Origin of the sequence: Pseudomonas sp. MYb118 (genome assembly GCF_040947875.1) — a bacterium.
Taxonomy (GTDB): Bacteria; Pseudomonadota; Gammaproteobacteria; order Pseudomonadales; family Pseudomonadaceae; genus Aquipseudomonas.
In genome coordinates, this window is the sequence record NZ_JBFRXN010000004.1 from 594,681 (window position 1) to 616,665 (window position 21,985).

General features: G+C 61.4%; 22 protein-coding genes. 10 read left to right on the forward strand and 12 right to left on the reverse strand.

Annotation, left to right across the window (positions count from 1 at the left end; translation table 11 throughout):
* Positions 1–74 precede the first annotated feature (74 nt).
* Positions 75–2,300, reverse strand: a complete 2,226-nt coding sequence (locus ABVN20_RS28725) for an NADP-dependent isocitrate dehydrogenase (protein WP_368559164.1) — start codon at positions 2,298–2,300, stop codon at positions 75–77.
* Positions 2,301–2,808: 508 nt separating this feature from the next.
* Here ABVN20_RS28725 and icd point away from each other — a divergent pair.
* Positions 2,809–4,065, forward strand: a complete 1,257-nt coding sequence (icd, locus tag ABVN20_RS28730) for an NADP-dependent isocitrate dehydrogenase (RefSeq protein WP_368559165.1) — start codon at positions 2,809–2,811, stop codon at positions 4,063–4,065.
* Between the two features lie 76 nt (positions 4,066–4,141).
* On the opposite strand, the gene cspD is transcribed toward icd, so the two are convergent.
* Positions 4,142–4,411, reverse strand: a complete 270-nt coding sequence (gene cspD / locus ABVN20_RS28735; RefSeq protein ID WP_368559166.1) for a cold shock domain-containing protein CspD — start codon at positions 4,409–4,411, stop codon at positions 4,142–4,144.
* A 225-nt stretch (positions 4,412–4,636) separates the two neighbouring features.
* Here cspD and clpS point away from each other — a divergent pair, with 225 nt between their 5' ends.
* Positions 4,637–5,020, forward strand: a complete 384-nt coding sequence (clpS, locus tag ABVN20_RS28740; protein WP_192304177.1) for an ATP-dependent Clp protease adapter ClpS — start codon at positions 4,637–4,639, stop codon at positions 5,018–5,020.
* A gap of 30 nt (positions 5,021–5,050) precedes the next feature.
* Positions 5,051–7,321: an ATP-dependent Clp protease ATP-binding subunit ClpA gene (clpA, locus tag ABVN20_RS28745; RefSeq protein ID WP_368559167.1), complete on the forward strand. Its 2,271-nt coding sequence runs from the start codon at positions 5,051–5,053 to the stop codon at positions 7,319–7,321.
* A gap of 231 nt (positions 7,322–7,552) precedes the next feature.
* Here clpA and infA read toward each other — a convergent pair whose 3' ends face one another.
* The 4 genes from infA to trxB form a co-directional block, all read right to left on the reverse strand.
* Positions 7,553–7,771 (reverse strand): translation initiation factor IF-1, encoded by a 219-nt coding sequence (gene infA, locus ABVN20_RS28750; protein WP_002553999.1) that lies wholly within the window; start codon positions 7,769–7,771, stop codon positions 7,553–7,555.
* Between the two features lie 100 nt (positions 7,772–7,871).
* A complete protein-coding gene (locus ABVN20_RS28755) occupies positions 7,872–8,579 on the reverse strand; it encodes an arginyltransferase (RefSeq protein ID WP_368559168.1) in 708 nt (235 codons plus the stop codon).
* A 56-nt stretch (positions 8,580–8,635) separates the two neighbouring features.
* Positions 8,636–9,316: a leucyl/phenylalanyl-tRNA--protein transferase gene (aat, locus tag ABVN20_RS28760; protein WP_368559169.1), complete on the reverse strand. Its 681-nt coding sequence runs from the start codon at positions 9,314–9,316 to the stop codon at positions 8,636–8,638.
* Positions 9,317–9,378: 62 nt separating this feature from the next.
* A complete protein-coding gene (gene trxB, locus ABVN20_RS28765; RefSeq protein ID WP_368559170.1) occupies positions 9,379–10,338 on the reverse strand; it encodes a thioredoxin-disulfide reductase in 960 nt (319 codons plus the stop codon).
* Positions 10,339–10,376: 38 nt separating this feature from the next.
* On the opposite strand from trxB, the gene ABVN20_RS28770 reads away from it, so the two are divergent.
* The 7 genes from ABVN20_RS28770 to cysG all read left to right on the forward strand — a co-directional run bounded on the left by ABVN20_RS28770 (position 10,377) and on the right by cysG (position 18,262).
* Positions 10,377–10,640 carry a hypothetical protein gene (locus ABVN20_RS28770; RefSeq protein ID WP_368559171.1) on the forward strand — a complete coding sequence of 88 codons (264 nt, stop codon included), beginning with the start codon at positions 10,377–10,379 and terminating at the stop codon, positions 10,638–10,640.
* Positions 10,637–13,048 carry a DNA translocase FtsK gene (locus ABVN20_RS28775; RefSeq protein WP_368559172.1) on the forward strand — a complete coding sequence of 804 codons (2,412 nt, stop codon included), beginning with the start codon at positions 10,637–10,639 and terminating at the stop codon, positions 13,046–13,048. The genes ABVN20_RS28770 and ABVN20_RS28775 overlap by 4 nt, the downstream gene beginning before the upstream one ends.
* A gap of 66 nt (positions 13,049–13,114) precedes the next feature.
* Positions 13,115–13,738 carry an outer membrane lipoprotein chaperone LolA gene (lolA, locus tag ABVN20_RS28780; protein WP_368559173.1) on the forward strand — a complete coding sequence of 208 codons (624 nt, stop codon included), beginning with the start codon at positions 13,115–13,117 and terminating at the stop codon, positions 13,736–13,738.
* Positions 13,739–13,874: 136 nt separating this feature from the next.
* Entirely contained in the window at positions 13,875–15,197 is a 1,323-nt protein-coding gene (locus tag ABVN20_RS28785; protein ID WP_368559174.1) for a replication-associated recombination protein A, read from the forward strand.
* Positions 15,197–15,571 carry a fluoride efflux transporter CrcB gene (gene crcB, locus ABVN20_RS28790; protein WP_368559175.1) on the forward strand — a complete coding sequence of 125 codons (375 nt, stop codon included), beginning with the start codon at positions 15,197–15,199 and terminating at the stop codon, positions 15,569–15,571. The genes ABVN20_RS28785 and crcB overlap by 1 nt, the downstream gene beginning before the upstream one ends.
* Before the next feature lie 15 nt (positions 15,572–15,586).
* Positions 15,587–16,867 (forward strand): serine--tRNA ligase, encoded by a 1,281-nt coding sequence (gene serS, locus ABVN20_RS28795; RefSeq protein WP_368559176.1) that lies wholly within the window; start codon positions 15,587–15,589, stop codon positions 16,865–16,867.
* The gene (gene cysG / locus ABVN20_RS28800; RefSeq protein ID WP_368559177.1) at positions 16,868–18,262 is read left to right on the forward strand and encodes a siroheme synthase CysG; all 1,395 of its coding nucleotides are present in this window, start codon (positions 16,868–16,870) and stop codon (positions 18,260–18,262) included.
* Between the two features lie 120 nt (positions 18,263–18,382).
* Here cysG and ABVN20_RS28805 read toward each other — a convergent pair whose 3' ends face one another.
* The 6 genes from ABVN20_RS28805 to tusD form a co-directional block, all read right to left on the reverse strand.
* Positions 18,383–19,384: a glutathione S-transferase family protein gene (locus ABVN20_RS28805; protein ID WP_368559178.1), complete on the reverse strand. Its 1,002-nt coding sequence runs from the start codon at positions 19,382–19,384 to the stop codon at positions 18,383–18,385.
* 91 nt (positions 19,385–19,475) lie between these two features.
* Positions 19,476–20,477 carry a glycosyl transferase family protein gene (locus ABVN20_RS28810; RefSeq protein ID WP_368559179.1) on the reverse strand — a complete coding sequence of 334 codons (1,002 nt, stop codon included), beginning with the start codon at positions 20,475–20,477 and terminating at the stop codon, positions 19,476–19,478.
* Positions 20,474–20,809: a TusE/DsrC/DsvC family sulfur relay protein gene (locus ABVN20_RS28815; protein WP_368559180.1), complete on the reverse strand. Its 336-nt coding sequence runs from the start codon at positions 20,807–20,809 to the stop codon at positions 20,474–20,476. The genes ABVN20_RS28810 and ABVN20_RS28815 overlap by 4 nt, the downstream gene beginning before the upstream one ends.
* Positions 20,806–21,099, reverse strand: coding sequence for a sulfurtransferase complex subunit TusB (tusB, locus tag ABVN20_RS28820; RefSeq protein WP_368559181.1), 294 nt, complete (start codon positions 21,097–21,099; stop codon positions 20,806–20,808). The genes ABVN20_RS28815 and tusB overlap by 4 nt, the downstream gene beginning before the upstream one ends.
* Entirely contained in the window at positions 21,099–21,461 is a 363-nt protein-coding gene (tusC, locus tag ABVN20_RS28825) for a sulfurtransferase complex subunit TusC (RefSeq protein WP_368559182.1), read from the reverse strand. Before tusC ends, tusB begins: the two co-directional genes overlap by 1 nt.
* A gap of 1 nt (position 21,462) precedes the next feature.
* The gene (tusD, locus tag ABVN20_RS28830) at positions 21,463–21,855 is read right to left on the reverse strand and encodes a sulfurtransferase complex subunit TusD (protein ID WP_368559424.1); all 393 of its coding nucleotides are present in this window, start codon (positions 21,853–21,855) and stop codon (positions 21,463–21,465) included.
* Positions 21,856–21,985 lie beyond the last annotated feature (130 nt).

Below are 21,985 nucleotides of genomic sequence, written 5' to 3' on the forward strand. Positions count from 1 at the left end.
CAGGGGGAGTTGTGGTGAGGGCCAGAAACACAAACCCCGGCACGGGGCCGGGGTTTGCTTGCAGCTTTACAACCTTACACCAGGGCAGCGATCGCCGCGTTGAGCGTGGCGCTCGGACGCATGGCCTTGCTGATCAGCTCGGCGCTGGCGTGGTAGTAGCCACCGATGTCCACTGGCTTGCCCTGGACGGCGTTGAGCTCGGCAACGATGGTTGCTTCGTTCTCGGTCAGGGTCTTGGCCAGGGTCGCGAACTGCGCTTGCAGTGCAGCGTCTTCGGTCTGGGCGGCCAGGGCCTGGGCCCAGTACAGCGCCAGGTAGAAGTGGCTGCCGCGGTTGTCGATGTTGCCGACTTTACGCGATGGCGACTTGTTGTTGTCCAGGAACAGGCCGGTCGCCTGGTCCAGGGTCTTGGCCAGAACCAGCGCCTTGGGGTTGTTGTAGTTGACGCCCAGGTGCTCCAGGGAAGCGGCCAGGGCCAGGAACTCGCCCAGGGAATCCCAGCGCAGGAAGTTCTCTTCCAGCAGCTGCTGAACGTGTTTCGGAGCCGAACCGCCGGCGCCGGTTTCGAACAGGCCACCGCCATTCATCAGCGGCACGATCGACAGCATCTTGGCGCTGGTGCCCAGTTCCATGATCGGGAACAAGTCGGTCAGGTAGTCGCGCAGTACGTTGCCGGTCACCGAAATGGTGTCCTTGCCGTCGCGGGTGCGCTGCAGGGTGTGCTTCATCGCGTCGACCGGAGCCATGATCTGGATGTCCAGGCCAGCGGTGTCGTGATCCTTCAGGTAGGCCTGAACTTTCTCGATCACCACGCCGTCGTGGGCGCGCATCGGGTCCAGCCAGAAGATGGCCGGGGTGCTGCTGGCGCGAGCACGGTTGACGGCCAGTTTGACCCAGTCCTGGATCGGCGCGTCTTTGGTCTGGCACATGCGGAAGATGTCGCCGGCTTCAACCGACTGCTCCAGCAGCAGGGCGCCGTTGCTGTCCGTTACGCGGACAACGCCGTTGCTCTTGATCTGGAAGGTCTTGTCGTGCGAGCCGTACTCTTCGGCTTTCTTGGCCATCAGGCCAACGTTCGGCACGCTGCCCATGGTGGTCGGATCGAACGCACCGTTGGCCTTGCAATCTTCGATCACGGCCTGGTAGATGGTGGCGTAGCAACGGTCCGGGATCACGGCCTTGGTGTCGTGCAGCTGGCCGTCGGTGCCCCACATCTTGCCGGAGTCACGGATCATGGCTGGCATCGAGGCGTCGACGATGACGTCGCTCGGCACGTGCAGGTTGGTGATGCCCTTGTCGGAGTTGACCATCGCCAGTGCCGGACGAACGGCGTAGACCGCCTGGATGTCGGCTTCGATAGCGGCTTGCTGTTCGGCTGGCAGGGTCTTGATACGAGCGTACAGGTCGCCGATGCCGTTGTTCAGGTTGAAGCCGATCTGGGCCAGCACGTCAGCGTGCTTGGCCAGGGCGTCCTTGTAGAACTCGGCAACGATCTGGCCGAACATGATCGGGTCGGAAACCTTCATCATGGTGGCTTTGAGGTGAACCGACAGCAGCACGCCTTGTTGCTTGGCGCTGTCGATTTCGGCTGCGATGAACGCGCGCAGGGCGTTTTTGCTCATCACGGCGCAATCGAGGATCTCACCGGCTTGTACGGTGGTCTTCTCTTTCAGGACGGTAGTGGTGCCGTCCTGGGCGATCAGTTCGATTTTAACGGCGCCAGCGGCGTCGATCAGGGCGGCCTTTTCGCTGCCGTAGAAATCGCCGGTGCTCATGTGCGCGACGTGGGACTTGGAGTCCTTGGCCCAGGCGCCCATTTTGTGCGGGTGCTTGCGCGCGTAGTTCTTGACCGACAGAGGTGCACGACGATCGGAGTTGCCTTCACGCAGGACCGGGTTCACGGCGCTGCCCTTGACCTTGTCGTAACGCGCCTTGGCTTCTTTTTCGGCGTCGTTGGTCACGGTTTCCGGGTAGTCCGGCAGGGCGTAGCCCTGGGCTTGCAGTTCCTTGATCGCGGCTTGCAGTTGCGGAACCGAGGCACTGATGTTCGGCAGCTTGATGATGTTGGCTTCAGGCGTAACGGCCAGGGCGCCCAGTTCGGCGAGGTGGTCGGCTACGGCTTTGTCGCCCAATTGCTCGGGGAAGCTGGCCAGGATGCGCCCTGCAAGCGAGATATCGCGGGTTTCGACGGCGATATCGGCCGAGGCGGTGAACGCCTCTACGATAGGCAACAGAGAATAGGTGGCGAGGGCTGGAGCTTCGTCGGTGAAGGTATAGATGATCTTCGAGCGGGTGGGCATATTCGGATTAACTCTCTCTTCTATGCTAAAGCGTGCGCAGAAACTCGAGTGCGCCGGGTAAAGCGCGTTCGTTCAAAGTCATCCATGAGCCGAATGTCGAGATTTGTGCGCGATGATGTTGGGTGCATCAGTCGAGCGGCAAGCGTGTGGATTGCGATAACAATCCTGCTTTTTCAGGCCCGAAGTCTCGGCTACTTATACAGTGGCAGGAGAGGTCGGCCGTCGTGACTCTGTGGTCAGCGGGCGGCATTATACATAGGTAGCTGGCAATCTGCCGATGGTTCATATGCAACGATTGTCGTCCATTGGTCTAAAGGTCGCAGGCGGCCCTGGGGCGTACAGTCGGGGAAAGTGCTTGAGTTTGGCGCTTTTCCCTTGGTTTTCAGGCTTGTAGGGCAGGAACTGCGCGGCTTTGCGGCAGATGGGTGGCCGCCGGGGTTTGCGCGCGGATTCAACTGGGGTATGTTCGAACCAAGCCAGATGTTCAATCCAAACAATGGAGTTCAGCATGGGTTACAAGAAGATTCAGGTTCCAGCCGTCGGTGACAAAATCACCGTCAATGCAGACCATTCTCTCAATGTTCCTGACAATCCGATCATTCCGTTCATCGAAGGCGACGGTATTGGCGTCGATGTCAGCCCCGTAATGATCAAAGTGGTTGATGCTGCAGTGGATAAGGCCTATGGCGGCAAGCGCAAGATTTCCTGGATGGAAGTCTACGCTGGCGAGAAAGCCACCCAGGTCTACGACCAGGACACCTGGCTGCCCCAGGAAACCCTGGACGCCGTTAAAGATTACGTCGTCTCCATCAAGGGGCCGCTGACCACCCCGGTCGGTGGCGGTATCCGTTCCCTCAACGTTGCCCTGCGCCAGCAACTGGACCTGTACGTGTGCCTGCGTCCGGTGGTGTGGTTCGACGGCGTACCCAGCCCGGTGAAAAAACCAGGCGACGTCGACATGGTGATCTTCCGCGAGAACTCCGAAGACATCTATGCCGGTATCGAGTGGAAGGCCGGCTCGCCCGAGGCCAACAAGGTCATCAAGTTCCTCAAGGAAGAAATGGGCGTCACCAAGATCCGTTTCGACCAGGATTGCGGTATCGGCATCAAGCCGGTCTCGAAGGAGGGCACCCAGCGCCTGGTGCGCAAGGCCTTGCAGTACGTGGTGGACAACGACCGCAAGTCGCTGACCATCGTGCACAAGGGCAACATCATGAAGTTCACCGAAGGTGCCTTCAAGGACTGGGGTTATGAGGTGGCCAAGAATGAATTCGGCGCCGAACTGCTCGATGGCGGCCCGTGGATGAAGTTCAAGAACCCGAAAACCGGCCGCGAAGTCATCGTCAAGGACGCCATCGCCGACGCCATGCTCCAGCAGATCCTGCTGCGTCCGGCCGAATACGACGTGATCGCCACCCTGAACCTCAACGGTGACTACCTCTCCGACGCCCTGGCGGCGGAAGTGGGCGGTATCGGTATCGCGCCGGGCGCCAACCTGTCCGACACCGTGGCCATGTTCGAAGCCACCCACGGCACCGCGCCGAAGTACGCCGGCAAGGACCAGGTCAACCCGGGTTCGGTGATCCTTTCGGCCGAGATGATGTTGCGTCACCTGGGCTGGACCGAGGCGGCGGACCTGATCATCAAGGGCACCAACGGCGCGATCAAGGCCAAGACCGTGACCTACGACTTCGAACGCCTGATGGACGGCGCCACGCTGGTGTCGTCTTCCGGCTTCGGTGAGGCACTGATCAAGCACATGTAAGTCGGCAACAAACGAACCGCCCGGCTCAAGTGATTGAGCCGGGCGGTTTTTTTTGACTGGATGATGACGGGGTCGGTCAGCTCAGCGCAGTATCATGCGCGATGCTGGACGCCGTGACTGTCGTTGCGTCAGCTGTCTTGACCGCTGCGTCACGAATATCGACCGCGTGCAGGCCCTTGGGGCCCTGGATGATCTCGAAGGAGACTGCCTGTCCCGCCTTCAAGGTCTTGTAGCCATCCATCTTGATGGCGGAGTAGTGGGCAAACAGGTCTTCTGTCTTGCCATTTTCGATGATGAAGCCGTATCCCTTGGCATTGTTGAACCATTTGACCTTGCCGAACGCCATGCTCATATCCCTCTGCAACAGACCCCATCACTGGAGTATCATCCAGTTCATCCGCAGTCGCTTTTCTTAAAAGAAGTGGACTCCGCGGATCTTTTTAACCCATTGTGGGTTCTATTGGTTGTAACACCGTTTTGCCGATAGTCAAGGTGACCCGGCGATCGGTGTTGAAATCGCTGAAAACCGCCCCCACTACTGTATTCGCACAACTGACGAACCTTTCTTTCCATGCATGCAATCAGCCAGATTCGACTAACATTCAATCAGGATCGTCCGACTCTCCAGAATGATCGCCCGGAGGAACACGACGACGATTCCGCAGGCATTGCTGTTCAGGAGGCCAAGCCTGCTTTACAGGCGCCGCCGATGTACAAGGTGGTTTTGTTCAATGATGACTACACACCGATGGATTTCGTCGTCGAAGTGCTCGAGGTGTTTTTTAACCTGAATCGCGAGCTGGCGACCAAGGTCATGCTGGCCGTCCATACGGAAGGACGGGCAGTATGTGGAGTGTTTACCCGCGACATTGCCGAGACCAAGGCCATGCAGGTCAACCAGTACGCCAGGGAAAGCCAGCATCCGCTACTCTGTGAAATCGAGAAGGACGGTTAATCGCCGACCACTTGGGTATGAGGTGAAGCTATGTTAAACCGCGAGCTCGAAGTCACCCTCAATCTAGCCTTCAAGGAGGCCCGTTCGAAGCGTCATGAGTTCATGACCGTCGAGCATCTCCTGCTGGCCCTATTGGATAATGAGGCTGCCGCCACCGTTTTGCGTGCCTGCGGCGCAAACCTCGACAAACTCAAGCATGACCTGCAGGAGTTCATCGACTCCACCACGCCATTGATCCCCGTTCATGACGAGGACCGCGAGACTCAGCCAACCCTGGGCTTCCAGCGTGTTCTGCAGCGTGCTGTCTTCCATGTGCAGAGCTCGGGCAAACGCGAAGTGACTGGCGCCAACGTGCTGGTTGCAATCTTCAGTGAACAGGAAAGTCAGGCAGTGTTTCTGCTCAAGCAGCAGAGCGTTGCCCGTATCGACGTCGTCAACTACATCGCCCATGGCATTTCCAAGGTGCCTGGGCATGGCGATCACTCTGAAGGTGAGCAAGATATGCAGGACGACGAGGGTGGTGAGTCTTCTGCTTCGGGCAATCCTCTGGATGCTTATGCCAGCAACCTCAACGAACTCGCGCGCCAGGGCCGCATCGACCCGCTGGTCGGTCGCGAGCTCGAAGTCGAGCGTGTCGCGCAGATCCTGGCACGTCGCCGCAAGAACAACCCGTTGCTGGTGGGCGAGGCGGGCGTGGGTAAAACCGCGATCGCCGAAGGTCTGGCCAAGCGCATCGTCGACAATCAGGTGCCGGACCTGCTGGCCAACAGCGTGGTCTACTCCCTTGACCTCGGTGCCTTGCTGGCCGGGACCAAATACCGCGGCGATTTCGAGAAGCGCTTCAAGGCGCTGCTCGGCGAGCTGAAAAAACGTCCGCAGGCGATCCTGTTCATCGACGAGATCCACACCATCATTGGTGCGGGTGCTGCGTCCGGTGGCGTCATGGATGCCTCGAACCTGCTCAAACCGCTGCTGTCGTCCGGTGATATCCGCTGCATCGGTTCGACCACCTTCCAGGAATTCCGCGGGATCTTCGAAAAAGACCGTGCCCTGGCGCGACGTTTCCAGAAAGTCGATGTGACGGAGCCATCGGTGGAAGACACCGTCGGTATCCTGCGCGGCCTCAAGGGGCGTTTCGAGCTGCATCACAACATCGAATACAGTGATGAAGCCCTGCGTGCGGCGGCCGAACTGGCCTCGCGCTATATCAATGACCGGCACATGCCGGACAAGGCGATCGACGTTATCGACGAAGCCGGCGCCTTCCAGCGCCTGCAACCGAGCGAGAAGCGCGTGAAACGCATCGAGGTGCCTCAGGTCGAGGACATCGTGGCGAAAATCGCGCGGATTCCGCCAAAACACGTCACCAGCTCCGATAAAGAGCTGCTGCGTAACCTCGAACGTGACCTGAAGCTGACGGTGTTCGGCCAGGATGCTGCGATCGACTCGCTGTCGACCGCCATCAAGCTGTCCCGCGCCGGTCTCAAGTCGCCGGACAAACCGGTCGGTTCGTTCCTGTTCGCCGGGCCTACCGGCGTCGGTAAAACCGAGGCGGCGCGGCAATTGGCCAAGGCGCTGGGGATCGAACTGGTGCGCTTCGACATGTCCGAGTACATGGAGCGCCACACCGTATCGCGTCTGATCGGTGCGCCTCCGGGGTATGTCGGGTTCGACCAGGGCGGCCTCTTGACCGAAGCCATCACCAAGCAGCCGCACTGCGTGTTGTTGCTCGATGAAATCGAGAAGGCGCATCCGGAAGTCTTCAACCTGCTGCTGCAGGTGATGGACCACGGTACGCTGACCGACAACAACGGGCGCAAGGCGGATTTCCGTAACGTGATCGTCATCATGACGACCAACGCCGGTGCCGAAACCGCAGCGCGGGCTTCGATCGGTTTCACCCATCAGGACCACTCGTCCGATGCGATGGAAGTGATCAAGAAGAGCTTCACGCCCGAGTTCCGCAACCGCCTGGACACCATTATCCAGTTTGGTCGCCTCAGCCATGAGGTCATCAAAAGCGTGGTGGACAAGTTCCTTACCGAGCTTCAGGCGCAGTTGGAAGACAAGCGCGTGCAGCTGGAAGTGACCGACGCGGCGCGCAGCTGGCTGGCGCAGGGTGGCTACGACTCGGCAATGGGTGCACGGCCGATGGCACGTTTGATCCAGGACAAGATCAAGCGTCCGCTGGCCGAGGAAATCCTGTTTGGCGAACTGGCCGACCATGGCGGCGTGGTGCATATCGACTTGAAGGACGGCGAGCTGACCTTCGATTTCGAGACCACGGCTGAAATGGCCTGATGTTTGACTGCTGCAATGAAAAAGGCGCCGAAAGGCGCCTTTTTCATGTGCGACATCCCCCTCTGTAGGAGCGAGCTTGCTCGCGATGTACGCATAGACACCGCTGAGTGTCAGGCGCCCAGCGTCATCGTTGGCGACCATCGCGAGCAAGCTCGCTCCTACAGGGAGGGGGAGTGCACTCCCGCACAAACAAAAACGCCCGGCAGAGCCGGGCGTTTTGTATTGACTTGATTAACGGGCGCGGTAGGTGATGCGCCCTTTGCTCAGGTCATAGGGAGTCAGCTCGACGCGCACTTTGTCGCCGGTAAGAATACGAATGTAGTTCTTGCGCATCTTGCCGGAGATGTGCGCGGTTACGACGTGCCCATTTTCCAACTCCACGCGAAACATGGTGTTGGGCAGGGTGTCGACGACAGTGCCTTCCATTTCGAAGCTGTCTTCTTTCGACATGCAGTAAAGCCCTCGGTGTCCAATGAATGGCCCGGTGCAACTGCGCCAGGCAAAAGCGGCGTGCATTGTGCCCGAAAAATGGGGTTTACGCCAAGGGGTTCTAGTTAAGGACGACCCAGCGCTGGTTAATCAGCAGTTCAATCGGGCGATATTGGGTCTTGTAGTTCATCTTTTTGCAGTTTTTGATCCAGTAACCCAGGTAGACCGCTTCCAGTTCCAGTCGGCGGGCCTCGGCGATTTGCCACAGGATCGCGTAGCGCCCCAGGCTGCGGCGTTCTTCGGCGGGGTCGTAGAAGGTGTAGACCGCCGACAGGCCGTTGGGCAGCAAGTCGGTGACGGCAACGGCCAGCAACTGGTCATTCAGGCGAAATTCGTAGAAACGGGAAAACGGCAGGTCGCGCACCAGGAAGGTGGAAAACTGATCGCGGCTGGGTGGGTACATGTCGCCATCGGCATGCCGCTGCTCGATGTAGCGCTGATACAGCTCGAAGTATTCTTCGCTGAACCTGGGCTTGGCGGGACGCACCTGCAGGTCGGCATTGCGCTTGAAAATGCGTTTTTGCTGACGATTGGGCGCAAATTGCGCCACGGGGATGCGCGCCGGTACACAGGCATTGCAGTTCTGGCAGTGCGGTCGGTAGAGGTGATCGCCGCTGCGACGAAAGCCCATTTCCGACAGGTCTGCATAGACATGCACATCCATGGGCTGGCTGGGATCGAGGAACAGGGTCGTGGCCTGCTCCTCGGGCAGATAACTGCAAGAGTGGGGTTGAGTGGCATAAAACTTCAAACGCGCCAACTCGGTCATGATCAACCCTCGGGATAAGCTTTTGAATAAGTGTAAGCCAAGCGCGCCAAAGTCGCTCAGCAAACCCAGGTGGCACGGTTGGGTTGATCCAGGTGCCGCGCCAGGTAGCTGGCGAACTCATGGCGAGGGATGGCGCGGGCGCCAAGGCTGTGCAGGTGATCAGTGGGCATTTGGCAGTCGATCAGTACGAAGCCCGAGTCTTTCAGATGTCGGACCAGGTTGGCAAAGCCGAATTTGGAGGCATTGTCGGCGCGGCTGAACATCGACTCGCCGAAAAACAATTGGCCCATCGCCAGGCCGTACAGACCGCCGACCAGTACGCCATCGTCCCAGACTTCAACCGAGTGCGCATAACCACGCCGGTGCAGCTCCAGGTAAGCGTTCTGCATCGCTTCGGTAATCCAGGTGCCATCGGCGTATTCCCGAGGTGCGGCGCAGGCGCGAATGACCGCGGCAAAATCCTGATCGAAGGTCACTTGGTAGCGTTGCTGGCGCAGCAGCTTGTTCAGGCTGCGCGAGACATGCAGTTCGTCGGGAAACAAAACGGTACGAGGGTCCGGCGACCACCAGAGAATGGGTTGGCCTTCGGAAAACCATGGAAAGCAGCCATGGCGATAGGCCTGCACCAGGCGGTCGGCAGACAAATCGCCGCCCGCTGCCAGCAGCCCGTTGGGGTCGCGCATGGCTTTTTCCAGCGGCGGAAAAGTCAGGGAGTTGCGTTGTAACCAAGTCAGCATGGCATCCGGGCTTACAGAAGGGGAGGGCAGGGGTGGGCGGTGTGCCCACCGTGAGTGTGCCGTCAAACGGTTGGAATGTCGTCGAGGTATTTTTCAGCGTCCAGCGCCGCCATGCAACCGGCCCCGGCGGAGGTGACGGCCTGGCGATACACGTGATCGGCCACGTCACCGGCGGCGAATACGCCGGCAATGGCGGTAGCGGTGGCGTCGCCTTCGCTGCCGCCCCTGACTTTCAGGTAGCCGTCATGCATCTCCAGCTGGCCGATGAACAGGTCAGTGTTGGGTTTGTGGCCGATGGCGATGAACACGCCGGCCAGCGCCAGTTCACGGGTTTCCCCGCTCTGGCCGTCGCGCAGGCGGGCGCCGGTCACGCCGCTGGCGTCGCCGAGGATTTCATCCAGGTGCTGGTTCCAGTGCAGGCGGACATTACCATTGGCGGCCTTGTCGAAGAGTTTGTCCTGAAGGATTTTCTCGGCGCGCAATTTATCGCGGCGGTGAATCAGGTGGACTTCCCGGGCGATATTGGACAAATACAGCGCCTCTTCCACGGCGGTATTGCCGCCGCCCACCACGGCGACCACCTGGTTGCGATAAAAGAAGCCGTCGCAGGTCGCGCAGGCGGATACGCCCTTGCCGGCAAAAGTGTCTTCGGAGGGCAGGCCCAGGTATTGCGCCGAGGCGCCCGTGGCAATAATCAGTGCATCGCAGGTATAAGTACCGCTGTCACCGGTAAGTTCGAACGGACGCTGTTGCAACTTGGCCGTGTGGATGTGGTCGTAAACGATCTCGGTGTCAAAGCGTTCGGCGTGTTTTTGCATGCGTTCCATCAATGCCGGGCCGGTCAGGCCTTCCACGTCACCGGGCCAGTTGTCGACTTCGACGGTGGTGGTGAGCTGGCCACCTGCCTGTATGCCGGTAATGACCACGGGTTTGAGGTTGGCACGCGCGGCGTACACCGCTGCACTGTAACCGGCCGGGCCAGAACCCAGAATGATCAGGCGGCAATGCTTGGACTCGCTCATAAAAACACCTCATAAGCCTTTGTCACAAAAGAGAATGCATGCTCAAATTGGGTCGCAGCAAGCGCACAGTTGGCTATGCTGCATGCAGGCGCGTGAAACATGGCATCGGCCGGACAAACCCGTACAATGCGGCTTGTAACAAAATAAGCATTGCACGCCGTGTTTATAAAAACCGGAGTGCAATGTTAAAAGTAGTCCCAGTTGCGCTCGTTAACTTTTTTACCTGCCTGGATTGGGCAGTTTTTTATAGTCATTCAACAGATGGACGCGCCGTTGGCGGCGCAGGAAAAGAAGCGTTTTGAAGAAATCCACCGCAGCACCGAAACCAGCCGTCGTTCCGATCTGGCGCCAGAACTTGCACTACCGACTCAAGGAAGGTGCATTGATCGCCATCGGCGCCCTGTGCCTGTTCCTGATGATGGCCTTGCTGACGTACGGCAAGGACGATCCGGGCTGGAGCCACAACAGCAAAATCGACGACGTGCAGAACTTCGGCGGTCCGGCCGGCTCGTACAGCGCTGACATCCTGTTCATGGTGCTGGGTTATTTCGCCTACATCTTCCCGCTGCTGCTGGCGATCAAGGTCTATCAGATCTTCCGCCAGCGTCACGAACCCTGGCAGTGGAGCGGCTGGCTGTTCTCCTGGCGCCTGATCGGCCTGGTGTTCCTGGTGCTGTCGGGTGCGGCGCTGGCACACATCCATTTCCATACCCCGACCGGCCTGCCGGCTGGCGCGGGTGGCGCATTGGGCGAGAGCCTGGGCGACCTGGCCAAGAACGCCTTGAACATCCAGGGCAGCACCTTGCTGTTCATCGCCCTGTTCCTGTTCGGCCTGACGGTGTTCACCGACCTGTCATGGTTCAAGGTGATGGACCTCACCGGCAAGATCACCCTCGACCTGTTCGAGCTGGTCCAGGGCGCCGCCAATCGCTGGTGGTCGTCGCGGGTCGAGCGCAAGCAACTGGTGGCGCAACTGCGCGAGGTCGACGACCGCGTGCATGACGTGGTCGCCCCGACCGTCACCGACAAGCGCGAACAGGCCAAGGTCAAGGAGCGCCTGATCGAGCGCGAGCAGGCCCTGAGCAAACACATGTCGGAGCGCGAGAAGCAGGTGCCGCCAGTCATTGCCCCGGCACCGGTCAAGCCGGCCGCGCCCAGCAAGCGCGTGGAAAAGGAAAAGCAGGTGCCGTTGTTCGTCGACAGCGCCGTGGAAGGTACCTTGCCGCCGATCTCGATTCTCGATCCTGCGGAAAAGAAACAACTCAATTACTCGCCTGAATCCCTGGCGGCGGTCGGCCACTTGCTGGAGATCAAGCTCAAGGAGTTCGGCGTCGAGGTCGCGGTGGATTCGATCCATCCGGGCCCGGTGATCACCCGCTACGAAATCCAGCCGGCCGCCGGGGTCAAGGTCAGCCGCATCGCCAACCTGGCCAAGGACCTGGCGCGTTCGCTGGCCGTGACCAGCGTGCGGGTGGTGGAAGTGATTCCGGGCAAGACCACCGTTGGTATCGAGATCCCCAACGAAGACCGGCAGATCGTGCGCTTCTCCGAAGTGCTGTCGACCCCTGAGTACGACAACTTCAAATCCCCGGTCACCCTGGCCCTGGGCCACGACATCGGCGGCAAGCCGGTCATTACCGACCTTGCGAAAATGCCGCACCTGCTGGTGGCCGGTACCACCGGTTCCGGTAAGTCGGTGGGTGTGAACGCGATGATCCTGTCGATCCTGTTCAAGTCCGGGCCTGATGACGCCAAGCTGATCATGATCGACCCGAAAATGCTCGAGTTGTCGATCTACGAGGGCATTCCGCACCTGCTGTGCCCGGTGGTCACCGACATGAAGGACGCGGCCAACGCCCTGCGCTGGAGCGTGGCGGAGATGGAGCGTCGCTACAAACTGATGGCCAAGCTCGGCGTGCGTAACCTGTCGGGCTTCAACGCCAAGGTCAAGGATGCCATCGAGGCCGGCGAGCCGTTGAGCGATCCGCTGTACAAGCGCGAAAGCATCCATGACGAAGCGCCGCTGCTGAGCAAGCTGCCGACCATCGTGGTGGTCGTCGACGAATTCGCCGACATGATGATGATCGTCGGCAAGAAGGTCGAAGAGCTGATCGCCCGTATCGCCCAGAAGGCGCGGGCGGCGGGTATCCACCTGATCCTGGCGACCCAGCGGCCGTCGGTGGATGTGATCACCGGTCTGATCAAGGCTAACATCCCGACCCGCATGGCGTTCCAGGTGTCGAGCAAGATCGACTCGCGGACCATCATCGACCAGGGTGGCGCCGAGCAACTGCTGGGCCACGGTGACATGCTCTACATGCCGCCGGGCACCAGCCTGCCGATCCGGGTGCACGGCGCGTTCGTGTCCGACGACGAGGTTCACCGGGTCGTCGAGGCCTGGAAACTGCGCGGTGCGCCGGAGTACAACGACGACATCCTCAACGGTGTCGAAGAGGCCGGCAGCGGCTTTGAAGGCAGCAGCGGCGGTGGCGATGGTGATGACCCTGAAGCCGACGCGCTGTACGACGAAGCGGTGCAGTTCGTCCTGGAAAGCCGCCGGGCTTCCATTTCCGCGGTTCAGCGCAAGTTGAAAATCGGCTACAACCGCGCCGCGCGCATGATCGAAGCCATGGAAATGGCGGGGGTCGTGACGGCCATGAACACCAACGGTTCGCGTGAAGTCCTGGCCCCTGGCCCGGTACGCGACTGATCGGATATTGACAGGGGGCGCCTCCATGGCGCCGCCCATACTCCCACGACTGTTATGAGGACTCCCATGCGTCTGATTCGCATGCTGTTGCTGCCGGTACTGGCCCTGACCACGCTTTCGGCCCACGCCGATGACAAGGACGTGGCGCGCCTGACCCAACTGCTGGAAAAATCCCAGACCCTGAGCGCCCGTTTCTCCCAGTTGACCCTCGACGGCAGCGGCACCCAGTTGCAGGAAACCGCCGGTGAAATGTCCGTGCAGCGTCCGGGGCTGTTCTACTGGCACACCGATGCACCGGCCGAGCAGGTCGTGGTGTCCGACGGCAAGAAGGTCACCCTGTGGGACCCGGACCTGGAGCAGGCCACCATCAAGACCCTCGACCTGCGCCTGAGCCAGACCCCGGCCTTGCTGCTGTCGGGCGATGTGTCCAAGATCAGCCAGAGCTTCGACATCAGCGCCAAGGAAGCCGGTGGCGTGATCGACTTCACCTTGAAGCCAAAGACCAAGGACACCCTGTTCGACAGCCTGCGCCTGTCGTTCCGCAATGGCCTGGTCAATGACATGCAACTGATCGACAGCGTCGGCCAGCGCACCAACATCCTGTTCACCGGGGTGAAGGCCAACGAAGCGATCCCGGCGTCCAGGTTCAAGTTCGACATCCCCAAAGGGGCGGACGTGATCCAGGAATAACACGGTCTCCTGTAGGAGCGAGCTTGCTCGCGATGCGGGAGTGTCAGTCTCCGTATTTGTAACCTGACACACCGCATCGCGAGCAAGCTCGCTCCTACAGGGCCGCATTTACAAAACGAGGTTTCAACGGCACGTGATGGACCTGTTTCGCAGCGCCCCGATAGCCCAGCCCCTGGCCGCGCGCCTGCGTGCGACCAACCTGGACGAGTACGTCGGTCAGGAACACGTGCTCGCGCGCGGCAAGCCCTTGCGCGAGGCGCTGGAGCAGGGCGCGTTGCATTCGATGATCTTCTGGGGCCCGCCGGGCGTGGGCAAGACCACCCTGGCGCGGTTGCTGGCGGAAGTCTCGGATGCGCATTTCGAAACGGTCTCGGCGGTCCTCGCCGGGGTCAAGGAAATCCGCCAGGCGGTGGATATCGCCAAGCAACAGGCCGGGCAGTACGGCAAGCGCACCATCCTGTTCGTTGATGAAGTGCACCGCTTCAACAAGTCCCAGCAGGACGCGTTCCTGCCCTACGTCGAAGACGGCACGCTGATTTTCATCGGCGCGACCACCGAAAACCCCTCGTTCGAACTCAACAACGCCTTGCTCTCGCGGGCGCGGGTCTATGTGCTGAAAAGCCTCGACGAAACCGCGTTGCGCAAACTGGTGCACCGCGCGTTGACCGAAGAGCGTGGCCTGGGCAAGCGTCACCTGACGATCAACGATGAAGGTTTCCAGATGCTGCTGTCCGCCGCCGATGGCGATGGCCGGCGTCTGCTCAACCTGCTGGAAAATGCCTCCGACCTCGCCGAGGACCACAGCGAGATCGGCGTCGACCTGTTGCAGAGCCTGCTCGGCGATACCCGTCGGCGCTTCGACAAGGGTGGCGAAGCGTTCTATGACCAGATTTCCGCGCTGCACAAGTCGGTGCGTGGCTCCAACCCCGATGGCGCCCTGTACTGGTTCGCGCGGATGATCGACGGCGGTTGCGACCCGTTGTACCTGGCTCGCCGCGTGGTGCGCATGGCCAGCGAAGACATCGGCAACGCCGACCCGCGTGCGCTTAGTCTGTGCCTGGCCGCCTGGGACGTGCAGGAACGCCTGGGCAGCCCGGAAGGCGAGTTGGCGGTGGCCCAGGCCATCACCTACCTGGCTTGTGCGCCGAAAAGCAACGCGGTGTACATGGGCTTCAAGGCCGCCATGCGCAGCGCCGCCGAGCACGGCTCGCTGGAAGTGCCGCTGCACCTGCGCAATGCGCCGACCAAGCTGATGAAACAATTGGGTTACGGCGACGAGTACCGCTACGCCCACGATGAGCCGGATGCCTACGCCGCCGGCGAAGATTACTTCCCCGAAGCGCTTGAGCCGCAACCGTTCTATCAGCCGGTGCCGCGGGGCCTGGAATTGAAGATCGGCGAGAAGCTCAATCACCTCGCCCAACTGGATCGCCTGAGCCCAAGGCAGCGGAGAAAATAGTGCTCCCATTGATCGTTGCGGTGTCCGTCGGAGGGGTGGCCGGCACCCTGTTGCGCTTCGCCACCGGCAATTGGATCAACGCCAATTGGCCGCGGCACTTCTATACCGCGACGCTCGCCGTTAATATCATCGGCTGTTTGCTGATCGGCGTCCTGTACGGCCTTTTTTTGATACGCCCGGAAGTACCGATCGAGGTGCGTGCCGGGTTGATGGTTGGCTTCCTCGGGGGGCTGACGACTTTTTCATCCTTTTCACTGGATACGGTGCGCCTGCTGGAAAGCGGGCAAGTGCCGCTGGCCCTGGGCTATGCTGCCATCAGCGTATTCGGCGGGCTGCTCGCCACCTGGGCTGGCCTGTCCTTGACCAAACTTTGATAACGAGAGACCGACATGCTCGATTCCAAACTGTTACGTAGCGATCTTCAGAACGTAGCGGACCGCCTGACTTCCCGTGGTTTCAAACTGGATGTCGCGCGCATCGAAGCGCTGGAAGAACAGCGCAAGACCGTCCAGACCCGCACCGAAGCGCTGCAGGCTGAGCGTAATGCCCGTTCCAAATCCATCGGTCAGGCCAAGCAGCGTGGCGAAGACATCGCGCCATTGATGGCCGACGTCGAGCGCATGGCCAACGAATTGAGCGCCGGCAAGGTCGAGCTGGACACCATCCAGACCGAACTGGACTCGATCCTGCTGGGCATCCCCAACCTGCCGCACGAGTCCGTGCCGGTCGGTGCCGACGAAGAAGGCAACGTCGAAGTGCGCCGCTGGGGCACGCCGACCGCGTTCGACTTCCCTGTACTGGACCACGTAGCCCTGGGCGAGAAGTTCGGCTGGCTGGATTTCGAAACCGCCGCCAAACTGTCCGGCGCACGTTTCGCCCTGTTGCGTGGCCCGATTGCCCGCCTGCACCGCGCCCTGGCGCAGTTCATGATCAACCTGCACGTCACCGAGCACGGCTACGAAGAGGCCTACACGCCTTACCTGGTCCAGGCCCCGGCGCTGCAAGGCACCGGCCAACTGCCGAAATTCGAGGAAGACCTGTTCAAGATCGGCCGCGAAGGCGATGCCGACCTGTACCTGATCCCGACCGCCGAAGTGTCGCTGACCAACATCGTGGCCGGCGAAATCGTCGATGCCAAACTGCTGCCGATCAAGTTCGTCGCCCACACGCCGTGCTTTCGCAGTGAAGCCGGCGCGTCGGGTCGTGACACCCGCGGCATGATCCGCCAGCACCAGTTCGACAAGGTCGAGATGGTGCAAATCGTCGAGCCGACCAAATCCATGGAAGCCCTGGAAAGCCTGACCGCCAACGCCGAGAAGGTCCTGCAACTGCTGGAACTGCCTTACCGCACCCTGGCGCTGTGCACCGGCGACATGGGCTTCAGCGCGGTCAAGACCTACGACCTGGAAGTGTGGATTCCGAGCCAGGACAAATACCGCGAGATCTCGTCGTGCTCCAACTGCGGCGACTTCCAGGCCCGCCGTATGCAGGCGCGTTTCCGTAACCCGGAAACCGGCAAGCCGGAACTGGTGCACACCCTGAACGGCTCCGGCCTGGCAGTCGGTCGTACTCTGGTGGCGGTGCTGGAAAACTACCAGCAGGCCGACGGTTCGATCCGTGTGCCAGAGGTCCTCAAGCCATACATGGGTGGCCTTGAGGTCATCGGCTAAATGGACTATCTGCCGCTGTTTCACAACCTGCGCGGCAGTCGTGTGTTGGTCGTCGGTGGGGGGGAGATTGCCTTGCGCAAGTCCCGCCTGCTGGCCGACGCCGGTGCGCAATTGCGGGTGGTTGCTCCTGAAGTCGAATCACAACTGCGTGAGCTGGTTGATGCAAGCCAAGGCGAGTGCCTGCTGCGCGGTTATCTGGAAACGGATCTGGACGGCTGCACGCTGATCATCGCCGCGACCGACGACGAACCGTTGAATGCACGGGTGTCTGCCGACGCCCATCGGCGCTGTGTGCCGGTCAACGTGGTGGACGCGCCGGCGCTGTGCAGCGTGATTTTCCCGGCGATCGTCGACCGTTCGCCATTGGTGATTGCCGTGTCCAGCGGGGGCGATGCGCCGGTGCTGGCGCGACTGATCCGCGCCAAGCTGGAAACCTGGATTCCTTCGACCTACGGTCAGTTGGCCGGCCTGGCGGCGCGTTTCCGCAACCAGGTCAAAGGCCTGTTTCCGGATGTGCAGCAACGCCGGGCGTTCTGGGAAGACGTGTTCCAGGGCCCGATTGCCGACCGCCAACTGGCCGGGCAGGGCGCCGAAGCCGAGCGTTTGTTGCAGGCGAAGATCGCCGGCGAGGCGCCGGTGGCCACGGGTGAGGTGTACCTGGTGGGGGCAGGGCCGGGCGATCCCGATCTGCTGACCTTCCGCGCCTTGCGTCTGATGCAGCAAGCCGACGTGGTGCTGTACGACCGCCTGGTGGCTCCGGCGATCCTCGAACTGTGCCGTCGCGATGCCGAACGCGTGTACGTCGGCAAGCGCCGCGCCGATCACGCCGTGCCCCAGGATCAGATCAACCAGCACCTGGTGGAACTGGCCAAACAGGGCAAGCGCGTGGTGCGGTTGAAGGGCGGTGATCCGTTCATCTTCGGCCGGGGCGGCGAAGAGATCGAAGAGCTGGCAGCCCAGGGCATTCCGTTCCAGGTGGTGCCGGGCATCACCGCGGCCAGTGGCTGCGCGGCGTATGCCGGCATCCCGCTGACCCACCGTGATTATGCGCAGTCGGTACGCTTCGTCACCGGTCACCTCAAGGACGGTTCCACCGATCTGCCGTGGGCCGACCTGGTGGCACCGGCGCAGACCCTGGTGTTCTACATGGGCCTGGTGGGCTTGCCGGTGATCTGCGAGCAGTTGATCCAGCATGGCCGCGCGGCCGATACCCCGGCGGCGTTGATCCAGCAGGGCACCACCAGCAACCAGCGGGTGTTCACCGGCACCTTGGCCAACCTGCCGGAACTGGTGGCGGAGCATGAAGTGCATGCGCCGACGCTGGTGATCGTGGGAGAGGTGGTGCAGTTGCGGGACAAGCTGGCGTGGTTCGAGGGGGCGCAGGCGCAGGTCTGAAGACCGCGTCGCGCCTATCGCGAGCAGGCTCGCTCCCACAGGGTTATCGGTTGATCACAGATTTTGTGTTCACATCGATCCAATGTGGGAGCGAGCCTGCTCGCGATGCTTTTAAAGGCCTCAAGCCCTGCGCCAAACTCCCTTACCACTCAACCGCGCCCGATCATGGGCCCCGATGAAGTCCTGCTCCGGCCCCTTCGGCACTACTCCAGTCGGGTTAATGGTCTTGTGACTGCCGTAGTAGTGGTTCTTGATGTGGGTAAAGTCCACCGTCTCGGCGATTCCCGGCCATTGATAGATTTCCCGCAGCCAGTTCGACAGGTTCGGGTAGTCGGCGATGCGCCGCAGGTTGCACTTGAAGTGGCCGTGGTACACCGCGTCGAAGCGGATCAGCGTGGTGAACAGGCGGATGTCGGCTTCGGTCAGGTATTCGCCGGTCAGGTAACGATTGGCCCCCAGCAGCTCTTCCAGGTAATCGAGCTCCGCGAACAAACCATCGAACGCTTCTTCGTAGGCCTGTTGCGAAGTGGCGAAGCCTGCGCGGTACACGCCGTTGTTCACGGCCGGGTAAATGCGTTCGTTCAGCGCATCGATCTCGCCGCTTAGCGGGGCGGGGTAGAAGTCCAGGTCATTGCCGGTCAGGTCGTCGAAGGCGCTGTTGAACATGCGGATGATCTCCGCCGATTCATTGCTGACGATGCGTTTCTGCTGCTTGTCCCACAGCACTGGCACGGTGACGCGCCCGGTGTAGTCGGCGGTGTCGGCGGTGTAGCGCTGGTGCATGAAGTCGAAGTGATCGAGCTTGTCGCCGGTGGAGCCGAGTTGCTGGTCGAAGGTCCAGCCGTTTTCCAGCATCAGCCAACTGACCACCGACACGTCGATCAGGCTTTCCAGGCCCTTGAGCTTGCGCAGGATCAGCGTGCGATGGGCCCACGGACAGGCCAGGGACACGTAGAGGTGATAGCGACCGGCCTCGGCAGCAAAGCCACCCACACCGCTCGGGCCGGGCTGGCCGTCAGCCGTGACCCAGTTGCGCCGCTGCGCCTGTTCGCGCTGGAACGCGCCGTCCTTGCTGCTTTCGTACCACTTGTCCTGCCATTGACCTTCTACGAGCAAACCCATGTTCAAGACTCCTCAAACCGATAAAGATTGGAGAGGAGTCTATTCCGATAGGTTCGATAAAAAAGCGCAAAGGTTAAACAGTTATTATCGACTAATTCGATTTGTCCCGCGCATCCCAATAATGTTGGGCGGTTTCGAAGGCTTGCTCGCGGGTTTGACCGAGGCCGCGCAAGGCCAAAGCCATGGTCGAAATCAGCGCCATTTGCGGGTAGCTGTCGACCACCTCGCCGTGCCATACGGCCTTCAGATGGGCGGTCTCCAGCGCGGCTGGCTTTACGTGGCGCTGCGCCGATAGCTGCGGCCATTCTTCGTCCCAGCTTTCGCCAGCGGTGGTGCCGTACAGGTGACTGTCGGCGTCGGGGTTGATTTCGATTTCGCCGCCGTCACCCTTGATCACGATGGCGGTGTCGCCGAGCAGGCGGCTGGCCTCGCGGTGTACCGCCTGGTAACCGGGGTGGAAGATACTTTGCAGACCGCAACGGGCGCCCAGCGGGTTGAGGATGCGTGCCAGGGAGTGGATCGGCGAACGCAGGCCCAGGGTGTTGCGCAGGTCGATCATGCGTTGCAGTTGCGGCGCCCAGTCCACCAGCGGCATGAATGCCAGGCCGCCATGGTCCAGAGCGTCGCCCACCTGTTGCCAGTTGCGGCACAACGGGATGTTCAATTCGCCCAGCAGTTGTTCGCTGTACAGCCGCCCGGCGGTGTGCGCGCCGCCGCCGTGCATGAACACCCGCAGGCCGTTCTGCGCCAGGCACTTGGCCGCCAGCAGGTACCATGGCAGGTGGCGTTTCTTGCCGGCATAGGTCGGCCAGTCCAGATCGACCGCAAGCTTCGGCGCCTGCAAGCGCTCGCGCAGGGCTTCGGTGAACCCGGCCATTTCCTCGGCGCTCTCTTCCTTGTGCCGCAGCAGCATCAGGAAAGCGCCCAACTGGGTGGCCTCGACCTGTTCGTCGAGCACCATGCCCATGGCCTGGCGGGCTTCTTCGCGGGTCAGGTCGCGGGCGCCGCGCTTGCCTTTGCCGAGGATCCGCACGAATTGGGCGAACGGGTGCTCGGCAGGCGTTTCGAGGGTCAACGCTGGGTAGTCGGTCATAGGCAATTCGTCGGTTTGGGCAGGCCCGCCAGTTTCGCGGCGAGCTTGGCGGGGGTGCCTTTGAACAGGCGGTTCAGGTGCAGGCTGTTGCCTTTGTCCGGGCCGAGTTTCAGGGCGGTGTATTTGATCAGCGGGCGCGTCGCCGGCGACAGCTGGAATTCTTCGTAGAAGGCACGCAGCAGCTCGAGGATTTCCCAGTGCTCGGGGCTTAATTCGATGTCTTCGGCGGCGGCCAGGGCGCTGGCGACCTCGGCGGACCAGTCGTTCAGTTCGACCAGGAAGCCGTCCTTGTCCAGGGCGATGGCGTGTTCGCCTACGGTCAGTGCGTTCATAGCCAGCTGTTGACCTTGTCGTAGTGCAGCGACAACTCGACAAAGGCCGGGTAGTCGATGGCGCGGGCGTGGCCTGGAATGGTCAGGGCGCGCGCCTGGGCGTCTTCGGCGAGCACGTACAGGGTTGGCGCCCGCTCGCTCAGGGCCGTGAACGGCGCGGTGCCAGGCTGCAGCGCGTACACCGCGTCGCCGGTCAGCAGCAACCCGTCCTGGCTACCGAGCAGGCGCAGGCAGCTGCGCAGGCGATCGTCGCCGAACGGGGAGTGAGACAACACATGCAAAGTCGACATCAGAGGGTGATCACCTGGTCGTAACGGTCAATGAGGGCGGTGATTTCGCCGGCGGCCAGCAGTCGGGCTTCTTCGAGGGCCAAACCGGCCGGGTCCAGGCCGCGTTCAGCGGCGCTGTCTGCGCAGACGAACAGCTCGTCGACGCCGAACATCGGCAAGGCCTGCAGGTTGGCGCTCAGGTCCTTCTGTTGCAGGGCCTTGGCCTGCTGCTGCGCTGCGAGTTGCCACACGCCGTCATCGAGAAACAGCAGGCCGATGGGCAGGTCGAACGCACCGCCGGCGAGCACGATGTCCAGTGCCTCGCGTGCGCTCGGCCCGGACCACGGCGACTGGCGGCTGATGATCAGCAGGGATTTGGCCATGTCACGCACCTCCGAAGCAGATCAGGCGGTCGGCGTCCTGCACCGCATCATGCAACTGGCCCAGGCCGGACAGTTCCCATGGCGCGCCTACTGCTGCGGCTTCACGCTGGTAGCGCGAGGCTTCTTCGCCATTGAGCACGCCACGGCGCAGGGCGGCGGCGATGCACACCACGCCATCGAGCTGATGCTCGGTGACGAAGCTGCGCCATTGTTTGGGCAAGTCCTGTTCGTCCTGGGGCGTGACCACGCTGCTGGAGGCGTTGTAGACGCCGTCCTGGTAGAAAAACAGTCGCACGATCTCATGCCCGCCGGCCAGCACGGCCTGGGCGAACAGCAAGGCACGGCGCGAGGAGGGCGCGTGGGCAGCGGAAAATACGGCGATGGCGAACTTCATGGTGGACTCGATCTGTGAAACTGCGGCCATGATAAAGCTTTATCGGGGGCAGGTGTTCGCCTTGGACTGTGTTGCGGCCATCGCGAGCAGGCTCGCTCCCACAATGGATTGATGGCGTTCAAAAATCCCC

Bases quoted from the DNA above. Each gene is read 5' to 3' on its own strand.
- ABVN20_RS28725 (WP_368559164.1), bottom strand. From the start codon at position 2,300: ATGCCCACCCGCTCGAAGATCATCTATACCTTCACCGACGAAGCTCCA.
- icd (WP_368559165.1), top strand. From the start codon at position 2,809: ATGGGTTACAAGAAGATTCAGGTTCCAGCCGTCGGTGACAAAATCACC.
- cspD (WP_368559166.1), bottom strand. From the start codon at position 4,411: ATGGCGTTCGGCAAGGTCAAATGGTTCAACAATGCCAAGGGATACGGC.
- clpS (WP_192304177.1), top strand. From the start codon at position 4,637: ATGCATGCAATCAGCCAGATTCGACTAACATTCAATCAGGATCGTCCG.
- clpA (WP_368559167.1), top strand. From the start codon at position 5,051: ATGTTAAACCGCGAGCTCGAAGTCACCCTCAATCTAGCCTTCAAGGAG.
- infA (WP_002553999.1), bottom strand. From the start codon at position 7,771: ATGTCGAAAGAAGACAGCTTCGAAATGGAAGGCACTGTCGTCGACACC.
- ABVN20_RS28755 (WP_368559168.1), bottom strand. From the start codon at position 8,579: ATGACCGAGTTGGCGCGTTTGAAGTTTTATGCCACTCAACCCCACTCT.
- aat (WP_368559169.1), bottom strand. From the start codon at position 9,316: ATGCTGACTTGGTTACAACGCAACTCCCTGACTTTTCCGCCGCTGGAA.
- trxB (WP_368559170.1), bottom strand. From the start codon at position 10,338: ATGAGCGAGTCCAAGCATTGCCGCCTGATCATTCTGGGTTCTGGCCCG.
- ABVN20_RS28770 (WP_368559171.1), top strand. From the start codon at position 10,377: ATGCTCAAATTGGGTCGCAGCAAGCGCACAGTTGGCTATGCTGCATGC.
- lolA (WP_368559173.1), top strand. From the start codon at position 13,115: ATGCGTCTGATTCGCATGCTGTTGCTGCCGGTACTGGCCCTGACCACG.
- ABVN20_RS28785 (WP_368559174.1), top strand. From the start codon at position 13,875: ATGGACCTGTTTCGCAGCGCCCCGATAGCCCAGCCCCTGGCCGCGCGC.
- serS (WP_368559176.1), top strand. From the start codon at position 15,587: ATGCTCGATTCCAAACTGTTACGTAGCGATCTTCAGAACGTAGCGGAC.
- cysG (WP_368559177.1), top strand. From the start codon at position 16,868: ATGGACTATCTGCCGCTGTTTCACAACCTGCGCGGCAGTCGTGTGTTG.
- ABVN20_RS28805 (WP_368559178.1), bottom strand. From the start codon at position 19,384: ATGGGTTTGCTCGTAGAAGGTCAATGGCAGGACAAGTGGTACGAAAGC.
- ABVN20_RS28810 (WP_368559179.1), bottom strand. From the start codon at position 20,477: ATGACCGACTACCCAGCGTTGACCCTCGAAACGCCTGCCGAGCACCCG.
- ABVN20_RS28815 (WP_368559180.1), bottom strand. From the start codon at position 20,809: ATGAACGCACTGACCGTAGGCGAACACGCCATCGCCCTGGACAAGGAC.
- tusB (WP_368559181.1), bottom strand. From the start codon at position 21,099: ATGTCGACTTTGCATGTGTTGTCTCACTCCCCGTTCGGCGACGATCGC.
- tusC (WP_368559182.1), bottom strand. From the start codon at position 21,461: ATGGCCAAATCCCTGCTGATCATCAGCCGCCAGTCGCCGTGGTCCGGG.
- tusD (WP_368559424.1), bottom strand. From the start codon at position 21,855: ATGAAGTTCGCCATCGCCGTATTTTCCGCTGCCCACGCGCCCTCCTCG.